The 19222-nt window shown below is 51.2% G+C and carries 23 protein-coding genes; 7 read left to right on the top strand and 16 right to left on the bottom strand.

The genetic code is table 11. From position 1 onward, the window contains the following. Window positions 1–7 precede the first annotated feature (7 nt). The 3 genes from DWB84_RS05335 to DWB84_RS05325 are packed head-to-tail and all read left to right on the top strand — an operon-like array spanning window position 8 to window position 1966. Window positions 8–1114: a cupin domain-containing protein gene (locus DWB84_RS05335; protein WP_187408681.1), complete on the top strand. Its 1107-nt coding sequence runs from the start codon at window positions 8–10 to the stop codon at window positions 1112–1114. Then, window positions 1111–1539, top strand: a complete 429-nt coding sequence (locus DWB84_RS05330; protein ID WP_187408680.1) for a GNAT family N-acetyltransferase — start codon at window positions 1111–1113, stop codon at window positions 1537–1539. Before DWB84_RS05335 ends, DWB84_RS05330 begins: the two co-directional genes overlap by 4 nt. Window position 1540: 1 nt before the next feature. Next, window positions 1541–1966 carry a hypothetical protein gene (locus DWB84_RS05325; protein WP_187408679.1) on the top strand — a complete coding sequence of 142 codons (426 nt, stop codon included), beginning with the start codon at window positions 1541–1543 and terminating at the stop codon, window positions 1964–1966. 75 nt (window positions 1967–2041) lie between these two features. Here the strand turns inward: DWB84_RS05325 and DWB84_RS05320 are convergent, their stop codons facing one another. Continuing rightward, on the bottom strand, window positions 2042–2353 hold the full coding sequence (locus DWB84_RS05320) for a Rieske 2Fe-2S domain-containing protein (protein WP_187408678.1): 312 nt from the start codon (window positions 2351–2353) through the stop codon (window positions 2042–2044). Window positions 2354–2460: 107 nt separating this feature from the next. Between DWB84_RS05320 and pabB the strand changes: the two genes are divergently transcribed. Further along, window positions 2461–3777, top strand: coding sequence for an aminodeoxychorismate synthase component I (pabB, locus tag DWB84_RS05315; protein ID WP_187408677.1), 1317 nt, complete (start codon window positions 2461–2463; stop codon window positions 3775–3777). A 36-nt stretch (window positions 3778–3813) separates the two neighbouring features. Here pabB and thrH read toward each other — a convergent pair whose 3' ends face one another. Next, entirely contained in the window at window positions 3814–4431 is a 618-nt protein-coding gene (gene thrH / locus DWB84_RS05310; protein ID WP_187408676.1) for a bifunctional phosphoserine phosphatase/homoserine phosphotransferase ThrH, read from the bottom strand. 266 nt (window positions 4432–4697) lie between these two features. Between thrH and DWB84_RS05305 the strand changes: the two genes are divergently transcribed. Both DWB84_RS05305 and DWB84_RS05300 read left to right on the top strand, forming a co-directional pair. Then, on the top strand, window positions 4698–5423 hold the full coding sequence (locus DWB84_RS05305; protein ID WP_187408675.1) for a phosphoadenylyl-sulfate reductase: 726 nt from the start codon (window positions 4698–4700) through the stop codon (window positions 5421–5423). A gap of 45 nt (window positions 5424–5468) precedes the next feature. Then, window positions 5469–5804, top strand: coding sequence for a hypothetical protein (locus tag DWB84_RS05300; protein WP_187408674.1), 336 nt, complete (start codon window positions 5469–5471; stop codon window positions 5802–5804). Window positions 5805–5857: 53 nt separating this feature from the next. Here the strand turns inward: DWB84_RS05300 and cysB are convergent, their stop codons facing one another. The 12 genes from cysB to DWB84_RS05240 all read right to left on the bottom strand — a co-directional run bounded on the left by cysB (window position 5858) and on the right by DWB84_RS05240 (window position 16845). Then, a complete protein-coding gene (gene cysB / locus DWB84_RS05295; RefSeq protein WP_187408673.1) occupies window positions 5858–6832 on the bottom strand; it encodes an HTH-type transcriptional regulator CysB in 975 nt (324 codons plus the stop codon). A 253-nt stretch (window positions 6833–7085) separates the two neighbouring features. Continuing rightward, complete coding sequence (locus tag DWB84_RS05290) at window positions 7086–7616, bottom strand: universal stress protein (protein ID WP_187408672.1); 531 nt, start codon at window positions 7614–7616, stop codon at window positions 7086–7088. 181 nt (window positions 7617–7797) lie between these two features. Further along, window positions 7798–8709, bottom strand: coding sequence for a 5'-nucleotidase (locus DWB84_RS05285; protein ID WP_187408671.1), 912 nt, complete (start codon window positions 8707–8709; stop codon window positions 7798–7800). Further along, on the bottom strand, window positions 8709–10064 hold the full coding sequence (locus tag DWB84_RS05280) for a sodium:alanine symporter family protein (RefSeq protein WP_187408670.1): 1356 nt from the start codon (window positions 10062–10064) through the stop codon (window positions 8709–8711). Before DWB84_RS05280 ends, DWB84_RS05285 begins: the two co-directional genes overlap by 1 nt. Window positions 10065–10211: 147 nt before the next feature. After that, the gene (gene yajC / locus DWB84_RS05275) at window positions 10212–10544 is read right to left on the bottom strand and encodes a preprotein translocase subunit YajC (RefSeq protein WP_187408669.1); all 333 of its coding nucleotides are present in this window, start codon (window positions 10542–10544) and stop codon (window positions 10212–10214) included. A 136-nt stretch (window positions 10545–10680) separates the two neighbouring features. Beyond that, the gene (locus DWB84_RS05270) at window positions 10681–11688 is read right to left on the bottom strand and encodes a helix-turn-helix domain-containing protein (protein ID WP_370589672.1); all 1008 of its coding nucleotides are present in this window, start codon (window positions 11686–11688) and stop codon (window positions 10681–10683) included. A gap of 390 nt (window positions 11689–12078) precedes the next feature. After that, window positions 12079–12552: a thioredoxin-dependent thiol peroxidase gene (bcp, locus tag DWB84_RS05265; RefSeq protein WP_187408668.1), complete on the bottom strand. Its 474-nt coding sequence runs from the start codon at window positions 12550–12552 to the stop codon at window positions 12079–12081. Window positions 12553–12630: 78 nt separating this feature from the next. Next, window positions 12631–13614, bottom strand: coding sequence for a malate dehydrogenase (locus DWB84_RS05260; RefSeq protein WP_187408667.1), 984 nt, complete (start codon window positions 13612–13614; stop codon window positions 12631–12633). Window positions 13615–13795: 181 nt separating this feature from the next. Continuing rightward, window positions 13796–14410: a dUTP diphosphatase gene (locus DWB84_RS05255; protein WP_187408666.1), complete on the bottom strand. Its 615-nt coding sequence runs from the start codon at window positions 14408–14410 to the stop codon at window positions 13796–13798. Window positions 14411–14620: 210 nt separating this feature from the next. Next, a complete protein-coding gene (locus tag DWB84_RS05250) occupies window positions 14621–15409 on the bottom strand; it encodes a TatD family hydrolase (RefSeq protein ID WP_187408665.1) in 789 nt (262 codons plus the stop codon). Between the two features lie 2 nt (window positions 15410–15411). Continuing rightward, window positions 15412–15762, bottom strand: coding sequence for a PilZ domain-containing protein (locus tag DWB84_RS05245; RefSeq protein WP_187408664.1), 351 nt, complete (start codon window positions 15760–15762; stop codon window positions 15412–15414). Between the two features lie 96 nt (window positions 15763–15858). Then, the gene (locus tag DWB84_RS05240) at window positions 15859–16845 is read right to left on the bottom strand and encodes a DNA polymerase III subunit delta' (protein ID WP_187408663.1); all 987 of its coding nucleotides are present in this window, start codon (window positions 16843–16845) and stop codon (window positions 15859–15861) included. 70 nt (window positions 16846–16915) lie between these two features. On the opposite strand from DWB84_RS05240, the gene DWB84_RS05235 reads away from it, so the two are divergent. Further along, the gene (locus tag DWB84_RS05235) at window positions 16916–17572 is read left to right on the top strand and encodes an RluA family pseudouridine synthase (RefSeq protein WP_370589671.1); all 657 of its coding nucleotides are present in this window, start codon (window positions 16916–16918) and stop codon (window positions 17570–17572) included. Here the strand turns inward: DWB84_RS05235 and tmk are convergent. Together tmk and mltG are read right to left on the bottom strand one after the other, a co-directional pair. Further along, entirely contained in the window at window positions 17500–18171 is a 672-nt protein-coding gene (tmk, locus tag DWB84_RS05230) for a dTMP kinase (protein WP_187408661.1), read from the bottom strand. The two genes, DWB84_RS05235 and tmk, sit on opposite strands and share 73 nt — an antisense overlap. Next, on the bottom strand, window positions 18168–19220 hold the full coding sequence (gene mltG / locus DWB84_RS05225; protein WP_187408660.1) for an endolytic transglycosylase MltG: 1053 nt from the start codon (window positions 19218–19220) through the stop codon (window positions 18168–18170). The genes tmk and mltG overlap by 4 nt, the downstream gene beginning before the upstream one ends. Between the last annotated feature and the right edge of the window lie 2 nt (window positions 19221–19222).

The following is a 19222-nucleotide window of genomic DNA, read 5'->3' as shown; positions in this document are numbered from 1 at the left end:
CGCCGCGATGAGTAATGACCGGATTTTGCCCCATCTCGGTGACCTTTCCATCGCGGATTTTTTACGCGATTACTGGCAACAAAAGCCCCTGTTGATTCGTCAGGGGTTGCCAGACATACCGCAGATCGATCCCGACGAACTCGGCGGCTACGCGCTCGAAGAAGGCGTAGAAAGCCGTCTGATCGTGGAAAAGCCCAAGGCGAAACAACCGTTGCAGAGCGCCTGGAAGATGCGCCACGGTCCCTTCGAAGAAGATGTGTTTGCCTCCCTACCCGCCAAACATTGGACCCTGCTGGTACAAGCAGTCAATCAACTACATCCGGATCTGGATGCCTTACTGCGCCGATTCCGCTTTATTCCCAACTGGCGGGTCGACGATCTGATGGTGAGTTACGCCGTCGATCAGGGCGGCGTTGGCCCGCACTTCGATTATTACGACGTGTTTTTATTGCAGGCGAGCGGCAAGCGTTTGTGGAAAATCGGTCAGACTTGTGATTCCAACAGCTCGTTACGCACCGATACACCGTGCAAAATCCTGACGGAATTCGACACCACCGAAGAATGGGTTGTGGAGCCAGGAGATATTCTCTACCTGCCGCCAAGAGTCGCTCACTGGGGCATTGCGCAAGGAGAATGCGTCACCTATTCCGTTGGTTTCCGCGCGCCCAGTCATGCGGAAATTCTGTTGGACTGCAGCCAGGAAATAGCATCAACTCTGACGGAAGATCAGCGCTTCTCCGATCCAGGTCGCGAACCTGCGGCAAACCCAGGTTTGATCACGCAAGCCGACCTAGGCGCCATCAAATCTTTGCTACAGGAAATGCTGGCGGACGACGAGCGGATCTTTGATTGGTTCGGCCGCTTTATGACCCAACCGCGGCGCGAGTCCCTGCAATACGAGGTTGAGGAATCCAACCTGACCCTGAGTCCGGGAACTCGTGCAGCCTACCGCCAAGTAAACGCAACAACTGCGGTTCTCTATATCAACGGCGAACAGCACACGTGTTCTCTTCGCTTAGCAGAGGCCATCTGCTCCGGCGCGCCAGCTTCTCCGACCACCGCCGAAGAAGATGCTCTTATCGACCACTTTATTGATGAGGGTTATTTGCAGTGATTCACGTCGAACAGGTTTCATGGACCGACAAGAAAGACGTACTTGCCGCAATCAGAAGAGAAGTTTTTATCGAAGAGCAAAAGGTTCCAGAGTCGGAAGAATGGGACCAATATGATGAGCAGGCGACTCATTTTCTCGCGCTGGAGCAATCAACTAATACAGCCATTGGAACCGTTCGTTTCCTCCCCAGCGGCAAGATCACCCGCATGGCCGTGCGCCAGCCCTATCGCCGCCAAGGGGTCGGCTCCGAATTGATGACTGCCGTCCTAAAGCTGGCGCAACAAAAACGCTTTGCCGGTGTGTATCTCGATGCACAAATCAGCGCTTGCGACTTTTACCAGCGTTTTGGGTTCGAAAAAGAAGGGCAGCCCTTTTGGGATGCAGGTATTCTTCATATTCGAATGGTAAAAGACTTGGCGGACTGATATGACAGCGGAAGAACCGGGCGTATATCCACTCCATCACCCTTCCGATATCCTGCCGGTTATGCGCAGTTTTGCCGAACAGGCAATCCGTACGATCGATATCTTTAGCCAGCAACTTGTACCTGTGCTTTACGGCGATGACGAGTTTGTCTCCCTGCTTTCCGCCTTGGCCAGGCGAGGGCCGCAAACCAAGGTTCGTATTCTGGTGCGCGATCCTCGGCAACTCTATGGCCGGGACCATCCATTGGTGGTGCTCGCGCAAAGACTGCCGTCCCATATCCAACTCCGCACATGCCTGGAAGACAACCCGGAAACACAAATGGGATTTTTCTGCGTTGACGCCACCCATCTGGTGCACTTTCTCGATGAGCCAAACCTGGGGGCTATGCGCGACATGGCGCCAGAGCAGAGTCGCGCCAATTGTTAGGGGAGTTTGAACACCTCTGGACCTACGGCAGCAAGGTCGACTCGAATTTGTCTCGCTTATCTCTTTAGTAGACGTCTACAGATCGACACCTATTTTGTTGCCCTCATAAGCAACGGGATAAAAACGCAAACAATCGAGTGTATCCGCCAGAGGTCCCCTCGCGCGCCCCGAACGCAGATCAAATCCAATACCGTGGGCACGGCAGACAATAGCGCCATCGACAATCCGACCATTTGCCAGTGGGGCGTCCATATGGGGGCAGCGGTTCTCCACGACATAGGTCTCACCGCCATCCTGCAGCAGGAGCAAGCGCCGGCCATTGGCCACAAAAGGCCGGCAGAAACCATCGTACAGTTCCACCAGATTTGCCGCACTGTAGAACGCCATACCTCATACCTCGATCCGTTGATGCAACCCGCCAAGTCTATGTGATGGATCGAAGCCAGCTCAATCTCTACAATAGCCACCCGCCCATATGCCTCGAGAGGTCGTCGGTGCACCGGCTCCCAATTCCTTACCCAGCCAATCCCCAGTCGCCATTTCTCCGCCTGAGCCCCCTCCCCCACTGCGTCTGGCTGGACAGCGGCAAACCGGGTTCGCCGCTCGGGCGCTATGACGTCATGAGCGCCCTGCCCCGCATTGTTCTCGAAGGCGGCGACGAAGACGTTATGCGGCAGGTGTTAAACGCAGAACTGGACAAGCAGGCAAACGCTGAAGCAGATCTGCCATTCTGCGGTGGATGGATTGGTTATTTCGGTTACAGCTACAGACATAAAAGCTTCAATATCTCCTCAACCAAATCCGATCCCTTACCGCCCGCGTGGTTCGGCTGGTATGACTGGGCACTTGTCATTGACCACGCGACTGAACAAGCTCAGCTTGTTTTTCTCGACACATGCTCCGAGGAAACGCGTCATTCCGTGCAACAAGCACTGGCGAGTGAAATTAATCTCGATCTGAGCTTTTGCTGTGAGCCATTTACACCGGACGAAAGCCGCCAACATTACCTGCAGAATTTGCAAAAAACCCGCGACTATTTATTGGCTGGCGATTGCTATCAGGTTAATTACACACAGAGATTCAGCACACGAATGACCGGTTCTGCTATAGGCGCCTATTTAACGCTGCGCCAAGCGGTTCCCAGTCCATTTGCAGCTTATATCGCACTGAAGCAAGGTTCTGTTTTAAGCGTCTCACCGGAGCGTTTTATTCAAATCGACGGGCGCCATGCGCTCACTCAGCCGATTAAAGGAACTGCGCCTAGAGGACCCGATAAAACAGCAGATGAAAACAACAAAACACTTCTGCAGCAGAGCGAAAAAAATCGCGCCGAAAATCTGATGATCGTCGATTTGCTGCGCAACGATTTCAGCCGCAATTGCACGCCTCACAGCGTCAAGGTACCGGAATTATTTGAAGTACAAAGCTTTGCCAATGTGCACCATTTGGTTAGCACTATCAGCGGCGAATTAAAAACGGAAATTTCTCATCCGGATTTTATTTTGTCCTGCTTTCCCGGCGGCTCCATTACCGGCGCCCCGAAAAAACGGTCGATGGAAATTATCGAGGAACTGGAGGGGCAAGCTCGCAGTGTGTACTGCGGCGCTATAGGTTATTTCAGCGTAAACAGGCGAACCGATTTCAATATTGCCATCAGGACGCTGGTAGAAAGTGGGGGGAATCTTTACGCCTGGGCGGGAGGTGGAATTGTGGTCGATTCCGATCCGAATCAGGAATACGAGGAGAGCCTGCATAAAATCGGCTCGTTTCTGCGCGCCATGAACAACAAGGCCGCCGAACCGGCGGCCTGACACCTGCGGAGTTTCTCTTAAAGGGGAATGTTTCTCTTAGAGAGAAATATTGCGCACGCTGGCTTTGATAAATTCCTGCTTGAGATCCTCGTAGGTATGCACTGCAGGGAATTGCGGGAATTGCGCGATCACATTGTCCGGCGCATGGAACAGAATCCCCACATCCGCTTCTGCCAACATGGTGGTGTCGTTGTAGGAATCACCTACTGCGATAGTGCGGTAATAGAGGGTTTTGAAGGCACAGACCGCTTGGCGCTTCGGATTGGCCTGACGCAGGTTATAGTTCGTCACCATACCTTTTTCGTCGACCGTCAACTTGTGGCACAACAGGGTCGGATAGCCGAGCTGAGCCATCAGCGGGCCAGCAAACTCATAGAAGGTGTCAGACAGGATAACCACCTGGAAGCGGGCGCGCAGCCAATTCAGGAACTCTGCCGCGCCATCGAGGGGGCGGAGAGTCGCGATCACTTCCTGGATCTCTTTGAGGCCGAGGCCATGTTTGGCCAGAATGCCGAGCCGCATTTTCATCAACTCGTCGTAGTCTGGAATGTCACGCGTCGTAGCGCGTAGTTCTGGAATACCAGTTTTTTCAGAAAACTTAATCCAGATTTCAGGGACGAGAACCCCTTCGAGGTCGAGACATGCGATTTCCACAGATGGCTCCTGGGTCAATTAGCGGGTGTTTTGGCTTCGCAGAAGCCAGGTTTGGCAAAGTGTGCAGCTTAAAGGAACGGAACCTCCAAGCCTAGGACGGCGGCAAATCTACCGATTTCACCCGTGGGATGCAACGCCATTCCGGCAAACCGCAGCGAAAATCGATACGGGGTTGAACGTAAGGGTTATAAGGCTACAACCGGGCAATATTTCTCAAGCTGGACCCTGTCTGGTATCCTTCGCAACCCCGAAAGAGGCACCCGAATATGAATACTTTGAACGTCATTGATCTCGACAATCACCTGCAGAACCAAACACCGCAGCAGATTTTGCAGTTTGCTCTGGGGGAGTTTGACAAGATTGCCCTCTCGTTCAGCGGTGCAGAGGATGTCGTCCTGGTGGATATGGCCATCCGGATTCGTCCCGATGTCGGAGTATTCTGTCTCGACACAGGTCGCTTACATGCGGAAACCTATCAATTCATCGAGAAAGTGCGAAAGCATTACGGAATTCAGATCGACATCATGTTCCCGGATGCTGATGCCGTCAGGGAACTCGTCTCGCAGAAAGGTCTCTTTAGCTTTTATGAAGATAACCACCAGGAATGCTGCGCGATCCGCAAAATCGGGCCCCTGAAAAAGAAACTTTTAACCCTGGACGCCTGGGTCACCGGACAGCGCAAGGATCAAAGCCCGGGAACCCGGGCCAATATTCCCGTCATACAAGACGACAAAGTTTTCGCTCGCCCCGGTGAGAAGCTGACGAAGTTCAACCCGCTGGCCAATTGGACCTTGGAGCAGGTTTGGAACTACATTCGCGCTTACGAGGTTCCCTATAACCCATTGCATGAGCGCGGCTTTATCTCCATCGGTTGCGAACCCTGCACACGTCCCGTCGGCCCAGGCCAGCACGAACGGGAAGGACGCTGGTGGTGGGAAGAAGCAACGAAAAAAGAATGCGGCTTACACGCCAGCAATATCAAAGGTGAATAAGCCCGCGAACAGCTGAATGAGCTAGCAGGTGATAGCGGAGGAAACATGAAAATCACGTTCGTCAAAAAAATCCTGTCCGACGGATCGCCCTGTAAAAAATGTGCCGACGTCATAGAGAAACTCGAATCCTCAGGACAAATGGCGCGCATCGATGAAGTATTGGTTGCTGACGAACGCGATCCTCAATCACCTGGAATGGCCATCGCCAAAAAATTCAATGTCGACCGAGCGCCGTTTTTCGTTGTGGATACAGGAAAAGGTGAACCGCAGGTCTATACGGTTTACCTGAAATTCGTCAAAGAAGTTCTGGAACAGCAAACGAATGAGAAAGACGAGCTGAAGGAAATTATGCAGAACAATTCAGATTTGGATTTTCTGTAAGGCGTCAACCAATCCTTCGTCGACGCCTCAGCGCAATTAGACAAATTGCCAGCTCAATAAACTGGCAATTCCACGTCGGCAAACAACTCATCCAATTCCATTTTTGAGTGGCGTTTGAAGGCTTCGTTGATCACATCTTTGGTCAGATGCGGCGCGAATTCTTCAATAAACTCATACATAAATCCACGCAAGAAAGTACCACGACGGAAACCGATCTTGGTGGTGCTGGAGCGGAATAAATGACTCGCATCCAAAGCTACCAGATCGCTGTCTTCTTCCGGCTGAAAAGCCATCTTTGCGACAATTCCGATACCCAGTCCTAATTTGACGTAGGTTTTAATAACGTCCGCATCAGCAGCGGTAAATACCACTTTCGGAGCCAAACCGCGTTCCAAAAATGCTTCATCCAGTTTTGAGCGACCGGTAAAACCAAATACATAAGTGACAATCGGAAACTTAGCGATATCCTCTATAGTCAGCTGCGACACCTGCGTCAGCGGGTGGTTCTTCGGCACTAACACACAACGATTCCAGCGATAGCATGGCAGCATGATCAAATCGCTGAACAACTCCATAGCTTCAGTTGCTATAGCAAAATCCACAGTGCCATCTGCCGCCATCTCCGAGATCTGCATCGGAGTACCCTGATGCATATGAAGCGAAACATCCGGATAGCGCTTAATGAAATCACCAATCACGCGCGGCAACGCATAACGCGCCTGGGTATGTGTGGTCGCAATCGACAAGCTGCCTTTGCGTTCATTACTGAACTCCTGCGCAACTTGTTTGATACTTTCTACTTTGCGGAGAATTTCTCCCGCCGTACGCAGAATGGCTTCACCCGCAGGCGTAATCCGCGTCAGGTGTTTACCGCTACGAGAGAAAATTTCAACGCCGAGCTCATCCTCTAGCAGGCGAATCTGTTTGCTGATACCAGGCTGAGACGTGTACAAGCTTTGGGCGGTGGCCGACACGTTGAGATCGTGATGGGCAACTTCCCAAATGTAACGCAACTGCTGCAGTTTCATATGCCCTCCAAATGGCGGCAGGTCAGGGACAGAAAGACAACACTCGTGGAATAAGTCGTAAGATTCTAAAAACTACCGACATGTATTCAATTGAAGCATAGCCGGACAGCTAATGATTTACCAACTTAGAATAAATTTAGCACTCACAAAACGGCTTGCCCCACAAAAAATCATAAAAAAATACAACCATATGTTGCGGTCCGTCGCGCAATGGAGCGTATTTCGTAGAGTGGGACTAAGAATTAAAGGAGCGTTAAGCTCGATAGATAGGTTGATGACGTTCGCAATAAGTGCCGACCATTTGGCTCATCATGGGCACCATCAATACAGGCACCCTCGCCAACTGCAGCACTTTGGTCGCGACGGACCCGAGAAGGCGATCATCTAAAGCTTCGGTGGAATGACTTCCGATAATAATCAGATCTGCATGAATCCTGTCGGCCTCCTGCAAAATGACGGCTGCCGGCTGCCCTGGGGACACCACTATGTCACGGATATAGTTCAGCAGGCCCGACTCATTAAAAGGTTCGCGCGCAAGAACTTCAAAAATTTGCTCCCTCATCGCTTCCATAAGCCCTGTGATATGCGGAGTTTTCAATACTTCCCTCTTCACCTGATCCGAACAATGGCTGCGCACAACCGCAGCGGCAAATTCTCCAATCGGCTGAACCGCATGAATTATGTGGACCTTGGCATCAAATCGGCGGGCGATGGCTTCAACATGCAACAAACTATGGGCGGTAAATGCCCCGAGATCTGTCGCAAACAATATGGTTTTGATCATTAATGCCCCTACTTCTCATCTGGAGCTGTATAAAAGGTAGGCTGGCGTTTTGTGATATCTTTCACGCCAACATCTCTTCAAAGACTAGCAGCGACCGCCGCAAATGCATGACCTTTACCGGTCGATCCCGACGAGCGACGCGCTTATAAGCGAGACTTACAAAGGATGGTAGTTTTTAGCTTTACCCGGCCTTAACTTGGTTGGCAATTCCATGAGGAACATGCCCGGTGGCGACATGTTCTTTGGCGGATAAGCAGTGAAACGGCTGATCATCAAAAAACACATCTGCGCCGTATGCTTTGAGAAACGCGCCTTTGTCGAGGCCACCCAGAAACAAGGATTCATCAAGGCGAATATCCCAGGCGCGCAGGGTGCGGATCACTCGTTCGTGGGCCGGAGCGGAACGAGCAGTTACCAGAGCAGTCCGAATTGGACACTCTTCGCGACCAAATTCCTTTTGCAGCCCCTGTAGCGCTGCCAAAAAGGACTTAAATGGCCCGCCACTCAAAGGCGTGTGAGCCGACTCTTTTTCGTGTCTGGCGAACTCCTCCAATCCTTGGCTTTTAAAGACCCGTTCTGCCTCATCTGAAAATAGAACGGCATCTCCGTCAAAAGCAAAACGCAGCTGATTGGTTTCCTGCTCAGCCTTTTTGGATGTAAGCAAAGTTGCCGCTGCCACTCCCCTTTCCAGGGCCTGACAAACGTCTTCCGCATCAGTGGAGAGAAAAAGATGGCAATTGAAAGGTTCAATGTAGCGATATGGGCTTTCACCGCCACAAAACGCAGCTCGAGTGATTTTTAAGCCGTAATGGTTGATGGAATTAAAGACTCGAAGCCCGGTGTCAGCACTGTTACGCGACAAGAGAATCACTTCAACCCTGGGATCGCCGCCGAGCATATCGTTGATTGCCAATAATTTCTTCACCATAGGGAATGCATCCCCCGGTGGCAGCACGTCATCTTCGTGCTCAATTTGATAACGCGCGTAAGCATCCAGCCCTTCAGACTGGAAAACCGCGTGACTATCACTCAAATCAAACAAGGCACGCGACGAAATTGCGATGACCAGTTTGCTGCCGAAACCTTTGGGCATTAATTCGACTCCCGAGAAACAGCTGTATTCGTATCGGCTTTAAAGTGCTCACGAGTAAGTTTCACGACCAACCCACTGAGAGCAAAAAGCGCGATGACGTTGGGTATGGCCATTAAACCATTCAGTATGTCAGCAATACTCCACACCAGCTCCAGACTCATCAGCACACCAATTGGCACGGCAGCCACCCAAACACAGCGATACCAAAACACGATTTTTTCGCCCAACAGAAACTCCGCGCAGCGCTCACCGTAATAACTCCATCCGAGAATAGTCGTGAATGCAAAAAGCGACAAACTGAGAGCCACTATTTGATCTCCGAACGGCAGTACAGCGGAAAAAGCAGCTTGAGACATAGCAGTCCCTTGGAAGTCCCCATCCCAAACACCGGTCAAAATGATCGAAAATCCCGTGATCGTACATATGATCAAAGTGTCGATAAATGTACCCAGCATTGCTACGCACCCCTGCTCCACCGGACTATTGGATTCTGCAGCAGCGTGCGCAATTGGCGCGCTACCTAAACCGGCCTCATTGGAAAAAACGCCTCGCGCTATCCCCTTTTCAATCGCCAATGCCACTGTGGCTCCGGCAAATCCTCCAGTAGCTGCAGTTCCGGTAAATGCGGACTCCACAACCATGGCAAGGGCGGAAGGTATTTCGGAAACATTCGCAGCTATAACAATAAAACCTGCAATCACATAGACAACGGACATAAAGGGAACCAGCGCCGTTGCCGCTCGTGCAATACCCCGCAATCCACCGATCAAGACAATGCCAATAACAATTGTCATGACCAAGGCCGTCCAATTTCTCTCAACACCGAAAGCCCGCTCTACAGAAGCTGCCACAGAATTGGCTTGCACCGTATTACCAATGCCAAACCCTGCAAGGGAGCCAAAAACCGCGAATAAAACAGCAAGCCACAACCATTTTTTGCCCATGCCATTTTTGATGTAGTACATGGGCCCACCCACATACTTTCCGTGAAGATTTTTTTCACGGAAATGCACAGCGCAAACCGATTCCGAATATTTGGTCGCCATGCCTAAAAGAGCGCTAAACCACATCCAAAACAGTGCTCCCGGCCCGCCAAGTCCAATAGCAGTCGCCACACCAGCAATATTTCCAGTCCCTACTGTTGCAGACAGAGCCACCATTAAAGTGCCAAACGGGCTGATTCCTGCAATCTCTTGGGTTTTGCGGGTGCGCCACAATTGGCGAAATGCGTAGCCAATTTTGAGCAGCGGGAGAAATCCAAGTCTAAAGGTTAAAAACGCACCTACTGCAATGATCAAAATCCAAAGAACTTTTCCCCAAAGCAGCGCATTGATAGAAAGAATTAGCGATTCCAAAAGAGTCTCCCGAATATCCTGCGGAAGTTGATTGAATTGACGTAGCGGATGGTAGAAAACCAGACATTACACGTCTGGCGTTTTGCAGGAAAGATATTGATGCAACAGATACAAAAAAGCCCCTCGCAGGGGCTTTGATGACTTATCTTAAATGGACTTGATCGTGCCCTTCGGCAACACAGCGTGGACTGCAACTTTCTGGAACTTCAGTTTTACTTCATTCCCCACATCCACAGTGATGTAAACCTCACCCACGTCGGTGACCTTGCCCAACATTCCGCTGGTCAGAACAACCTCATCACCTTTTGCCAAAGCAGAAATCAGCTGCTGATGTTCCTTCTGGCGCTTGCGCTGAGGGCGAATCAACATGAAATACATCAGGGCAAAAAGCCCGACGAGCATGACGATCTGGAACAAACCACTTTGAGGAGGTGGAGCACTTTGCGTTTGGGCAACGGCTTCGGCGACAAAAAACGACATGATGACCTCTTGATTCATCGAAAGGGACAAAAAAGATGGGCTGCAACTGTACCGAGTTTCAATAACTCGAGCAACGAGAGAAACAGAGGAAATGAATAGAGCGAGGAGAATGATCCTCGCTCAGACAGAGTCAGAACTAGACGTAATCGCGGAACAGCTTGCGGAATGTACTGGGGGACAGTCCAGTCCAGCGCTTGAATGCATTGGTAAAGCTGGTTCGATCAGAGAAATCGAGAGAGGCAGAAATACTATCAATGCTCAAATGCTGTTTGATCAGATAATCGATGGAGTAATGGAAACGTACCTGATCGCGCAATTCTGCAAAGCTGATATCTTGCTGCTGCAGCCGCCGCTGTAGAGTTCGCTTGGATAGATTCAACTCTTCCGCCACATGACCGATACCTAACTGAGCACGGCCAATTCGTCGCTGCAGGACTTCAACAACTCGCGCCGGAACCCCGTAAACCTCAGGGAGTTTGGCTTGTTGAAGATACTCATCCAACGTTTTGACAGACCCCATGGCAAACATGGCCTGGTCTGTCAGCTTACGTTGGGCTTGTGCTTTCTGTAGATCAATCATACAGGCCACTCCTTCTGCCAAGAGTTCTATAGTTTCTATATCTTCGGCGCTGAAATCAGCCTCTTTAGGAGTCGACGAAAAGAAACACACTACCATCGGCTCCGTAGATGATGACGATACTAGCGTACCGATATAGGCGTTGACGTCCACGCCATTATACGAAAAGGCTGCCGAATAGGCCGCGATGGAGGGAACGTTTTTATAGTGATGTGAAGCACCATCCGAAAAGATTTGTTCCGACGGCGTATTTTCCACATGGATATGCTGCCCCATGTAAAAAGGATCTTCATCATCATCAGATTCACTAGTCGCGACTACTTCCGCGACCTGCTGAGACAAGCGCCGTAACAAAAGCGCGTGCTCAAAACCAAAAATTTGACAACCCGCATCCAGCAACCGGGAAATCCCAGAACGATCGGCGCTGTAGTATGGGGTTCCCGCAAGTACCTTATATAGGTGCTTGATTCTCTCACTGAACGACGTGACTTCGGGCTTGAATTGAACATCTATCCGAGGATAGTCCAAAGGGGCCTTGCTGCTGATATTGAGCTTCAAAATCGTCACCTTCTCTTCGAGTATTAAGCGGGCTTTTTTTATTTATTAATCATCTAAATGAAGCAGGATTTTTGAGGTCAGGAAACTACATTTCCAGGGCAGCTAAACTAATAGTGATTCGCATTCAGAACCAGTCCACTTTACGCCATTGAGCGGCTTTCAGCGCCATTAGTTATTCCGCACTAACCTCCCGCTTCGCTTAGCACGTTACTCCATTAAAATTAACAAAGTAGCAAGAGCAACAAAGTGCAATTGCAAGCGCGCTAAACAATCTGAAGGAAGCTTAGCGAATTCTGTCGCATTTTTAAACAACTGTGTTCATGCGACCGTTTGAATACTCTCGTTAATAAGATCGGGAAAGTGGCCACATAAGCTCATCCAATTAACCCGTACCGGACTCTACTTGATATGTGACTTCAGCCAGTCCAGAACCACCTGATGATGCGTCGATGTAGTAAAACGCTCAGGGATGCCCACAATTTTTCCTGTCGGGTCGATAACAAATGTGGTGCGCACAACGCCCATATACTCCTTCCCCATAAATTTTTTCAGCTCCCACACGCCATATGACTCAGCCACAGAATGATCCTCGTCGGCCAGCAAATCGAAATTTAACTCGTGTTTTTCTTTAAATTTCTGCAGTTTTTTCACTGGATCTGGACTTATTCCCACCGCCGCCGCATTCAATGATTGCAGCTCTTTCTGGATATCGCGCATACCACACGCCTGCGCCGTGCATCCTGGTGTGAGCGCTTTGGGATAAAAATAAAGAATTAAATATTTTCCGACGAAGTCTTTTAAACTCACCAGATCACCATTTTGATTATGCAGAGAAAAATTCGGTGCTTTTGCACCCTGCTTAACTCTCGCCATAGTTCATCTCCAAAAAACAATAAAAAAGCCGCTTCATCTACATGAAGCGGCTTTTACGAAATTCAAACGAAATTTAAATTAAGCTGGTAGCAATGATTTAACTGCATCGCGCTCTTCTTTCAGCTCCTGAGCAGTTGCATCCATTTTGGCTCGTGAGAAAGCGTCGATGTCGAGACCTTGAACGATCTGCCAGTTGCCGTTTTTGCAAACGCAGGGGAATGAGTAAATCAGGCCTTCTTCAATTCCGTAACTGCCATCGCTGTATACACCCATGCTGACCCAATCGCCATCTGGAGTGCCCAATGCCCAATCGCGCATATGGCAAATTGCCGCATTCGCTGCAGATGCAGCGCTGGAAGCACCTCGGGCGGCGATAATAGCGGCGCCGCGCTGCTGAACTGTCGGGATAAATTCTTTTTCGTACCACTCGCGCTCAACGCGCTCGATGGCAACACCACCATTGACCTGAGCATGGAACAGATCCGGGTATTGAGTTGAAGAGTGGTTACCCCAGATAGTCATTTTGGTGACTTGATCGATGCTGATGGAAAGCTTTTGAGCCAGCTGGGTTACTGCGCGGTTATGATCCAAACGGGTCATGGCAGTAAATTGACGTGGATCGAGATCTGGCGCATTGCGCTGAGCAATCAAGGCGTTGGTGTTGGCGGGGTTGCCGACAACCAGAACTTTTACGTTGCGAGCGGCATGATCATTGAGTGCCTTGCCTTGAACAGAGAAGATCGCGGCGTTGGCTTCCAACAGGTCTTTTCGCTCCATGCCTGGTCCGCGCGGACGCGCACCGACCAAGAGAGCGTATTCCACATCCTTGAAGGCAACGGAGGGGTCATCGGTACAAACGATGCCTTGCAGTAAAGGGAAAGCACAATCGTCCAACTCCATTGCCACGCCTTTCAGAGCGTTCAATGCAGGGGTAATTTCGAGCAACTGAAGAATTACCGGCTGATCTTTACCCAACATCTCACCGGAAGCTATGCGGAATAACAAGGAATAACTGATTTGACCGGCTGCGCCGGTAACGGCAACTCGAACGGGTGCTTTCACGATAGATCTCCGTTAGGCAATAGGGTGGTGTCAGCAGGAATGGTCAGGCCAGCCGCTGACAAGGTTAGCTGGCAGCCTGCTCGTATGAGACAGGGACACAAGTCGGTTGACCAGGCCGTGGGTTCAAACGCGGCGCCATTATAGAGTACTGCATGAAAATGTCATTACCGGCTGACAACCGTTACACCGGATACCGCTGCAGAAGCGCGACATAAACGTCGTCACGGTAGCTTGGGCTGTTGCTGTCCAGGCTGTCGAGAATCTCCACCAGATGAACGTTATCCTCCTGCCCGTTCCAGACTTTGACGTAACTCCCCTCTTTGTAGCCTTTGTCCTGGCGGAAAAAGTTGAGCACGTTTTTCCCTACGTAGGACCGGTACAGGTTCTCTACTGAGATATCCATGGACAACAAAAGTTTATGGAACGAGACCGGATCAAAACGGCGCGTAACAAGGGTTTGCTGCGCAAAAGCTTCTACCAACAGACGAAAATCCGTGCCTGAATCTGACGTGTCACTCAGAGCCTGCTGCAATTGCTCGGCGATGGCTTCCGCAGGCGTACCATCCTTCAGCAGATCGCTTAAGCCGAAATGCCATATATCGATCAACTCAAGCACCACCTGGTCGCGATCTGGCGATTGTTTTTTCCACCATTTCCAACCGTAATGGTCCATCAGTTCGGCACATTCCACCCAGATTGCTCGATACCACTCGTACCCCTGCTCACGCCACACTGGATGAACCCTGGTATTCATTTCATCCTGCATTTGCAGCATGGTTAGTAATTTATGTTTCATCTGTCCTCGCTAATCGTTGCGCTGGATGCCATGTCAAGGATTTACAACTGCACCTTGGGTTAACCAAGGTGCGCTTATGCAAACATCCTCAATATTGAAGTAACACCTTCAGTTGATGCGAAGGTAAAAAAGAATCGCTATTTCACTAACGAAAACCCGCTTCTAGTAAATAGCCCGCCATGTGATTGCCGGACTACTGGTGAGCAGGCATTACTGAGGAAGCCGTTGAGCTCTCTTGAATAAGCGGAAGAAATTATCGGTCGTTTGCCCGGCTAATTCTTCCAAAGTAACACCACGGAGTTCAGCTACAAATTCCGCCACAGCACGCACATAACGCGGCTGATTGGATTTGCCTCTATAGGGCACAGGAGCCAAATACGGGGAATCGGTCTCAACCAGAAGACGGTCTGCCGGCACTTTTTTGGCTACTTGCCGCAGCTCATCCGCATTGCGGAACGTCACTATGCCGGAGATGGAAATGTAGTAATTGAGATCCAGCGCTTGCTTCGCCATTTCCCAAGACTCGGTAAAACAGTGGAGCACACCCGCTGATTCCGTACTGCCGTGAGCCCGAATAAGCTCTATAGTGTCCTCGCGAGCTTCCCGGGTATGCACGATAATGGGAAGGTCGAGCGCTGCGCCGGCAGTAAGGTGATTGATAAAACTTTCCTTCTGCTCTTTAACTCTCTCCACCGTGTAGTGATAGTCCAAGCCGGTTTCGCCCAAAGCAACAACCTTGGGATGGTCGCACCAGCTTAGCAATGTCTCCACCGAAACAACTTCGTCACCGACATCCGACGGGTGTACACCCGCTGATGCCCAGACCCCATGATTACCGCGTGCGATATCCAGCACCGCTTGACGGTTTTCGGCGCTGATACAGACACACAGCATATGGGATATGCCATCCGCCCTTGCTCCGTCTAACGCAGCTGCAAGAGAACCGCCGCATTGTTCCAGGTTGAGACGATCCAGATGGCAGTGAGAGTCAACAAGCATGGCTACATCGTATGAGTCGGGCGGTCCGAGTCGAGCGAACCGGCCAGATAGGTTTCGATTTTCTTGGAGGCGGAGTCATCTTCACCACTGAACTGCACGCCGATACCGGCAGCGCGGTTACCCTGGGCTCCTCGGGGAGTAATCCAGACAACTTTTCCTGCGACCGGGATTTTTTCCGGCTCGTCCATCAAGTTGAGCAACATAAAGACTTCATCGCCCAGGTTGTAAGACTTGTTAGTCGGGATAAAGAGACCGCCATTTTGAATAAACGGCATGTAAGCAGCGTAGAGCACTGCTTTGTCTCGAATCGTCAGGGACAAGATACCATTGCGTGGACCACCGAGTCCGGCCATAGGTGAACCTCTAAAAATGTGACGTCAAAATTTACGCACTTTCAAACTTAAAAGAAAGCTACAGATGGTGATTGCTCCAATCTGCCACTTTTCAATCTAGCTGCTTTTCCGCTGAAGATCCTTTATTTCCATCATGATTTCCTCCAAAAGCAACTGCGGATTAGGGTTGGCACTGCTCAGCAGCAGGCGCTTTTTTGCGGTTATCAGATCATAACACCGCACCAGACTTGCCTTGGTCACCCGACCCAGGTCATTCACCAGTGGATCAGCCACAACCCCGTCCGAGAACCCCTTCTTAACAGAATCGACCAGCCACTGCTGTATCTGTTCCAATGCCCAGACAGGTCCGTACGCCATAATATTTTTGGCCACATCCAAAAAATTAGCTTCACCATGCAGCAGCTTGAGCAGCTCCTGGCGCAATTGATCCTTCTGCCCCCACACATCGCTGGCCAACCACTCCATCACCCGCAGCGGTCGCCCGCCTGCCGATACCAGGAGCTGCTCGGCATTTGCAACCCGGTTGCGCTCCAGCCATTGCAAGGCTTCCTGGAAATTGGGGGTATGAATCTGAACCCGGGCGCAGCGGCTGCGAATGGTGGCCATCAAAAACGCCGGTTGCTCGGATACCAACAGAAACACACAGTTACCGCTCGGCTCCTCCAAACTCTTCAAAAGCGCATTGGCAGCGTTGGCATTCATGGCTTCAGCGGGAGATAGAATGACCAGCTTGCGACCGCCTTGCTGCGCCGTATTGAAGATAAAGTCTGTCATTTCCCGGATTTGGGCGATTTTAATGGACTGACTGCCCTCTTCCGGCAGCACCCAATGAAGATCCGGATGGCTTTCCGCCCGCAACATATTGCACGAACGACACTGCCCGCATGAGCGGCCGAGCTGCGGCGCCGAGCACAACAAGTATTGCGCCATAGCTCGGGCAAGATCCAAAGCTCCGGTGCCACTTTGACCAACCAGCAGCAGCGCGTGCGGCAGCCTGTCCTGCTCCACCTGACGCGCGAAACCATCCCATATGGATGAAAACCATGGGTATGGAGGCTGAGGCAGCAAGCCCACCAAAGACATAAAGCGACTCCGTTAAATCACTGATCTAGCGTAGAATGGCGCGCCCAGCATTCACAGTCCGAGTTTGCCAGTGCTGCAAGTTTTATATACCGATGAACATCTGGTCGCCGTTGCCAAGCCGGCAAATCTCCTGTGCGTACCAGGGTTATGCTCGGACGAGAATCTTTTTGATCAGGTTCGAACCCTCTACCCCAATGCTCGAATCGTACACCGTCTGGATATGGCGACGTCCGGTATAGTGTTATTTCCGCTCAGCCATGCCAGCCAAAAGAACCTCGGGCACCAATTTGAGCGACGCCAAATTCATAAGCGATATGCCGCATTGGTAAAGCACGAGGTCCAATCCAACTCGGGCGAAATTTCTCTCCCCATGATTTGCGACTGGCCCAATCGCCCAAAACAAAAAGTCGATTGGCACATTGGCAAGCCGGCCCACACGATTTTCCGTGTAGTAGAGAGGCGGCCATTTGCCAGTTTGCTGCATCTGATTCCCATCACCGGCAGATCTCACCAACTGCGCGTGCACTGCCTGGCGTTGGGCCACCCTATCCTCGGCGACGCTCTTTACGACCCGGACACCCAGGAAGAGCGCCTGATGCTGCACGCGGAATTACTGGAGCTCAATCACCCCATAACCGGCAAGAAACTGTCGATTTATTGTCCCGCTCCATTTTCATTTGCGGATTTGAAATCCGCGAGCAATTTGGTCAGCTCCGCCGCAATCTGACTTTGCACTTCATCCAGAGAACGACTGGCGTCTATCACGATAAAGCGCTCAGGGTCTGCTTTAACCCGCTGCTGATAGGCACGGCGAACGTCTTCAAAAAAAGATCGTTGTTCTTGCTCAAAGCGATCCAGCCCGCCACGGTTGCGCGCCCTTGCCAATCCGGTTTCCACATCAAGATCGAGCAGCAACGTTCTATCCGGATGGCGACCTTGCTGCACTATGTTTTCCAGCTGCTCAATGACAGCCACAGGCAACTTCCGCCCGCCACCTTGATAGGCGTAGGTTGCATCAGTAAACCGGTCGCACAGGACCCACGTACCAGATGCCAGCGCAGGCAAAATGACACGATTGAGGTGCTGCGCCCGCGCAGCAAAAATCATCAATAGCTCAGCATGAGGGTCGACCGGCTCCTGCCGATTTGCCAGCAAAAGTCCTCTTAGCTCTTCGGCAAGCGGAGTTCCGCCGGGCTCCCGAGTACACAACAAGGGCACGCCTACCGCTTCCAGCCACTCGCGAATAAACATCATGTTGGTGGTCTTGCCGACCCCCTCAACACCTTCTACCGTAAGGAAAAGCCCGGGACGAACGCCTGACGTCATGGTTCTGCGCCTTTTTGCGGTCCGGGAGCGGACCTATAGTTTTCGATGCGTTTGCGCTGATAGCGGGAAACCGCTTCATTATGCTCCGCAAGAGTGGTCGAAAAGTGATGGGAGCCATCCCCTTTTGCAACAAAATATAAAGTCGTTCCAGGCTCGGGATGAAGCGCGGCATGTACTGCCTCCGCCCCAGGCATGGCAATGGGCGTCGGGGGCAAGCCTTTGATTTGGTAAGTGTTGTAAGGGGTTAGCTGCGCCAAGTGTTTGCGTGTGAGGTTACCCTTGAATTCTTGCCCCAATCCATAAATCACCGTCGGATCTGTCTGCAAGCGCATGCCGAGTCGAAGCCTTCTGATAAACACCCCGGCAATTTCACCGCGCTCGGATCGCAAGCCTGTTTCTTTTTCGATAATGGAGGCCATGATCAGCGCTTCGTATGGCGATTCATAAGGCAAGTCCGGCTGGCGCAGCGGCCATTCAGTGTTCAGCAATTCCCGCATACGCGCATGGGCGCGACGCAAAATGGAAATATCGGTGTCGCCAGCGACAAATTTGTAAGTGTCTGGGAAAAACCAACCTTCCGGGTGCTCAATGTCCAACCCCAGCAGCACCAACTGTTCTTCCACAGGTTTGGAAGCTAAAGAGGCTTGAAGTTTAGGCTGCAAGGACAGCAAATCGACCCATTCGGCGAAGGTTTTCCCCTCCACCAAAGTGACGTTATAGGTGATCACGGAGCCCGACTGAAGAAGTGCAAGAATTGTGATCGGCGACTCTTTCTCCGCCAGTTGATATTCTCCGACCTTAATGGAGCCCGGTTGTACAAACCGGCTATAAAGCCGCCATACCATCGGCCAGCGCAGTAATCCCTGCTGATGCAGTCGCCGCGCGACGCTGTGCAGGCTTTCCCCTTTGGCAACCTGAAGATAACGGTGCTCATCCGGGATGGGATGCTCTCGATGCAGCCATTGCCACATAAACAAAGTGCCCAGCCCTGCCATTAACAGCAACCAAAGCACAACCGATATCAATACTCTTCCTTTACTGATCTTCATAG

Origin of the sequence: Saccharophagus sp. K07 (assembly GCF_014336955.1) — a bacterium.
Taxonomy (GTDB): Bacteria; Pseudomonadota; Gammaproteobacteria; order Pseudomonadales; family Cellvibrionaceae; genus UBA5868.
The sequence above is the reverse complement of the archived record's forward strand: the minus strand, read 5'-3'. Positions and strand labels throughout refer to the sequence as shown.

Bases quoted from the DNA above. Each gene is read 5' to 3' on its own strand.
- DWB84_RS05255 (WP_187408666.1), bottom strand. From the start codon at position 14,410: ATGAAACATAAATTACTAACCATGCTGCAAATGCAGGATGAAATGAAT.
- DWB84_RS05240 (WP_187408663.1), bottom strand. From the start codon at position 16,845: ATGTCTTTGGTGGGCTTGCTGCCTCAGCCTCCATACCCATGGTTTTCA.
- DWB84_RS05250 (WP_187408665.1), bottom strand. From the start codon at position 15,409: ATGCTTGTTGACTCTCACTGCCATCTGGATCGTCTCAACCTGGAACAA.
- DWB84_RS05290 (WP_187408672.1), bottom strand. From the start codon at position 7,616: ATGATCAAAACCATATTGTTTGCGACAGATCTCGGGGCATTTACCGCC.
- tmk (WP_187408661.1), bottom strand. From the start codon at position 18,171: ATGACGTCAGGCGTTCGTCCCGGGCTTTTCCTTACGGTAGAAGGTGTT.
- DWB84_RS05305 (WP_187408675.1), top strand. From the start codon at position 4,698: ATGAATACTTTGAACGTCATTGATCTCGACAATCACCTGCAGAACCAA.
- bcp (WP_187408668.1), bottom strand. From the start codon at position 12,552: ATGGCGAGAGTTAAGCAGGGTGCAAAAGCACCGAATTTTTCTCTGCAT.
- DWB84_RS05300 (WP_187408674.1), top strand. From the start codon at position 5,469: ATGAAAATCACGTTCGTCAAAAAAATCCTGTCCGACGGATCGCCCTGT.
- DWB84_RS05335 (WP_187408681.1), top strand. From the start codon at position 8: ATGAGTAATGACCGGATTTTGCCCCATCTCGGTGACCTTTCCATCGCG.
- DWB84_RS05285 (WP_187408671.1), bottom strand. From the start codon at position 8,709: ATGCCCAAAGGTTTCGGCAGCAAACTGGTCATCGCAATTTCGTCGCGT.
- DWB84_RS05245 (WP_187408664.1), bottom strand. From the start codon at position 15,762: ATGGCCGGACTCGGTGGTCCACGCAATGGTATCTTGTCCCTGACGATT.
- DWB84_RS05325 (WP_187408679.1), top strand. From the start codon at position 1,541: ATGACAGCGGAAGAACCGGGCGTATATCCACTCCATCACCCTTCCGAT.
- cysB (WP_187408673.1), bottom strand. From the start codon at position 6,832: ATGAAACTGCAGCAGTTGCGTTACATTTGGGAAGTTGCCCATCACGAT.
- yajC (WP_187408669.1), bottom strand. From the start codon at position 10,544: ATGTCGTTTTTTGTCGCCGAAGCCGTTGCCCAAACGCAAAGTGCTCCA.
- DWB84_RS05320 (WP_187408678.1), bottom strand. From the start codon at position 2,353: ATGGCGTTCTACAGTGCGGCAAATCTGGTGGAACTGTACGATGGTTTC.
- mltG (WP_187408660.1), bottom strand. From the start codon at position 19,220: ATGAAGATCAGTAAAGGAAGAGTATTGATATCGGTTGTGCTTTGGTTG.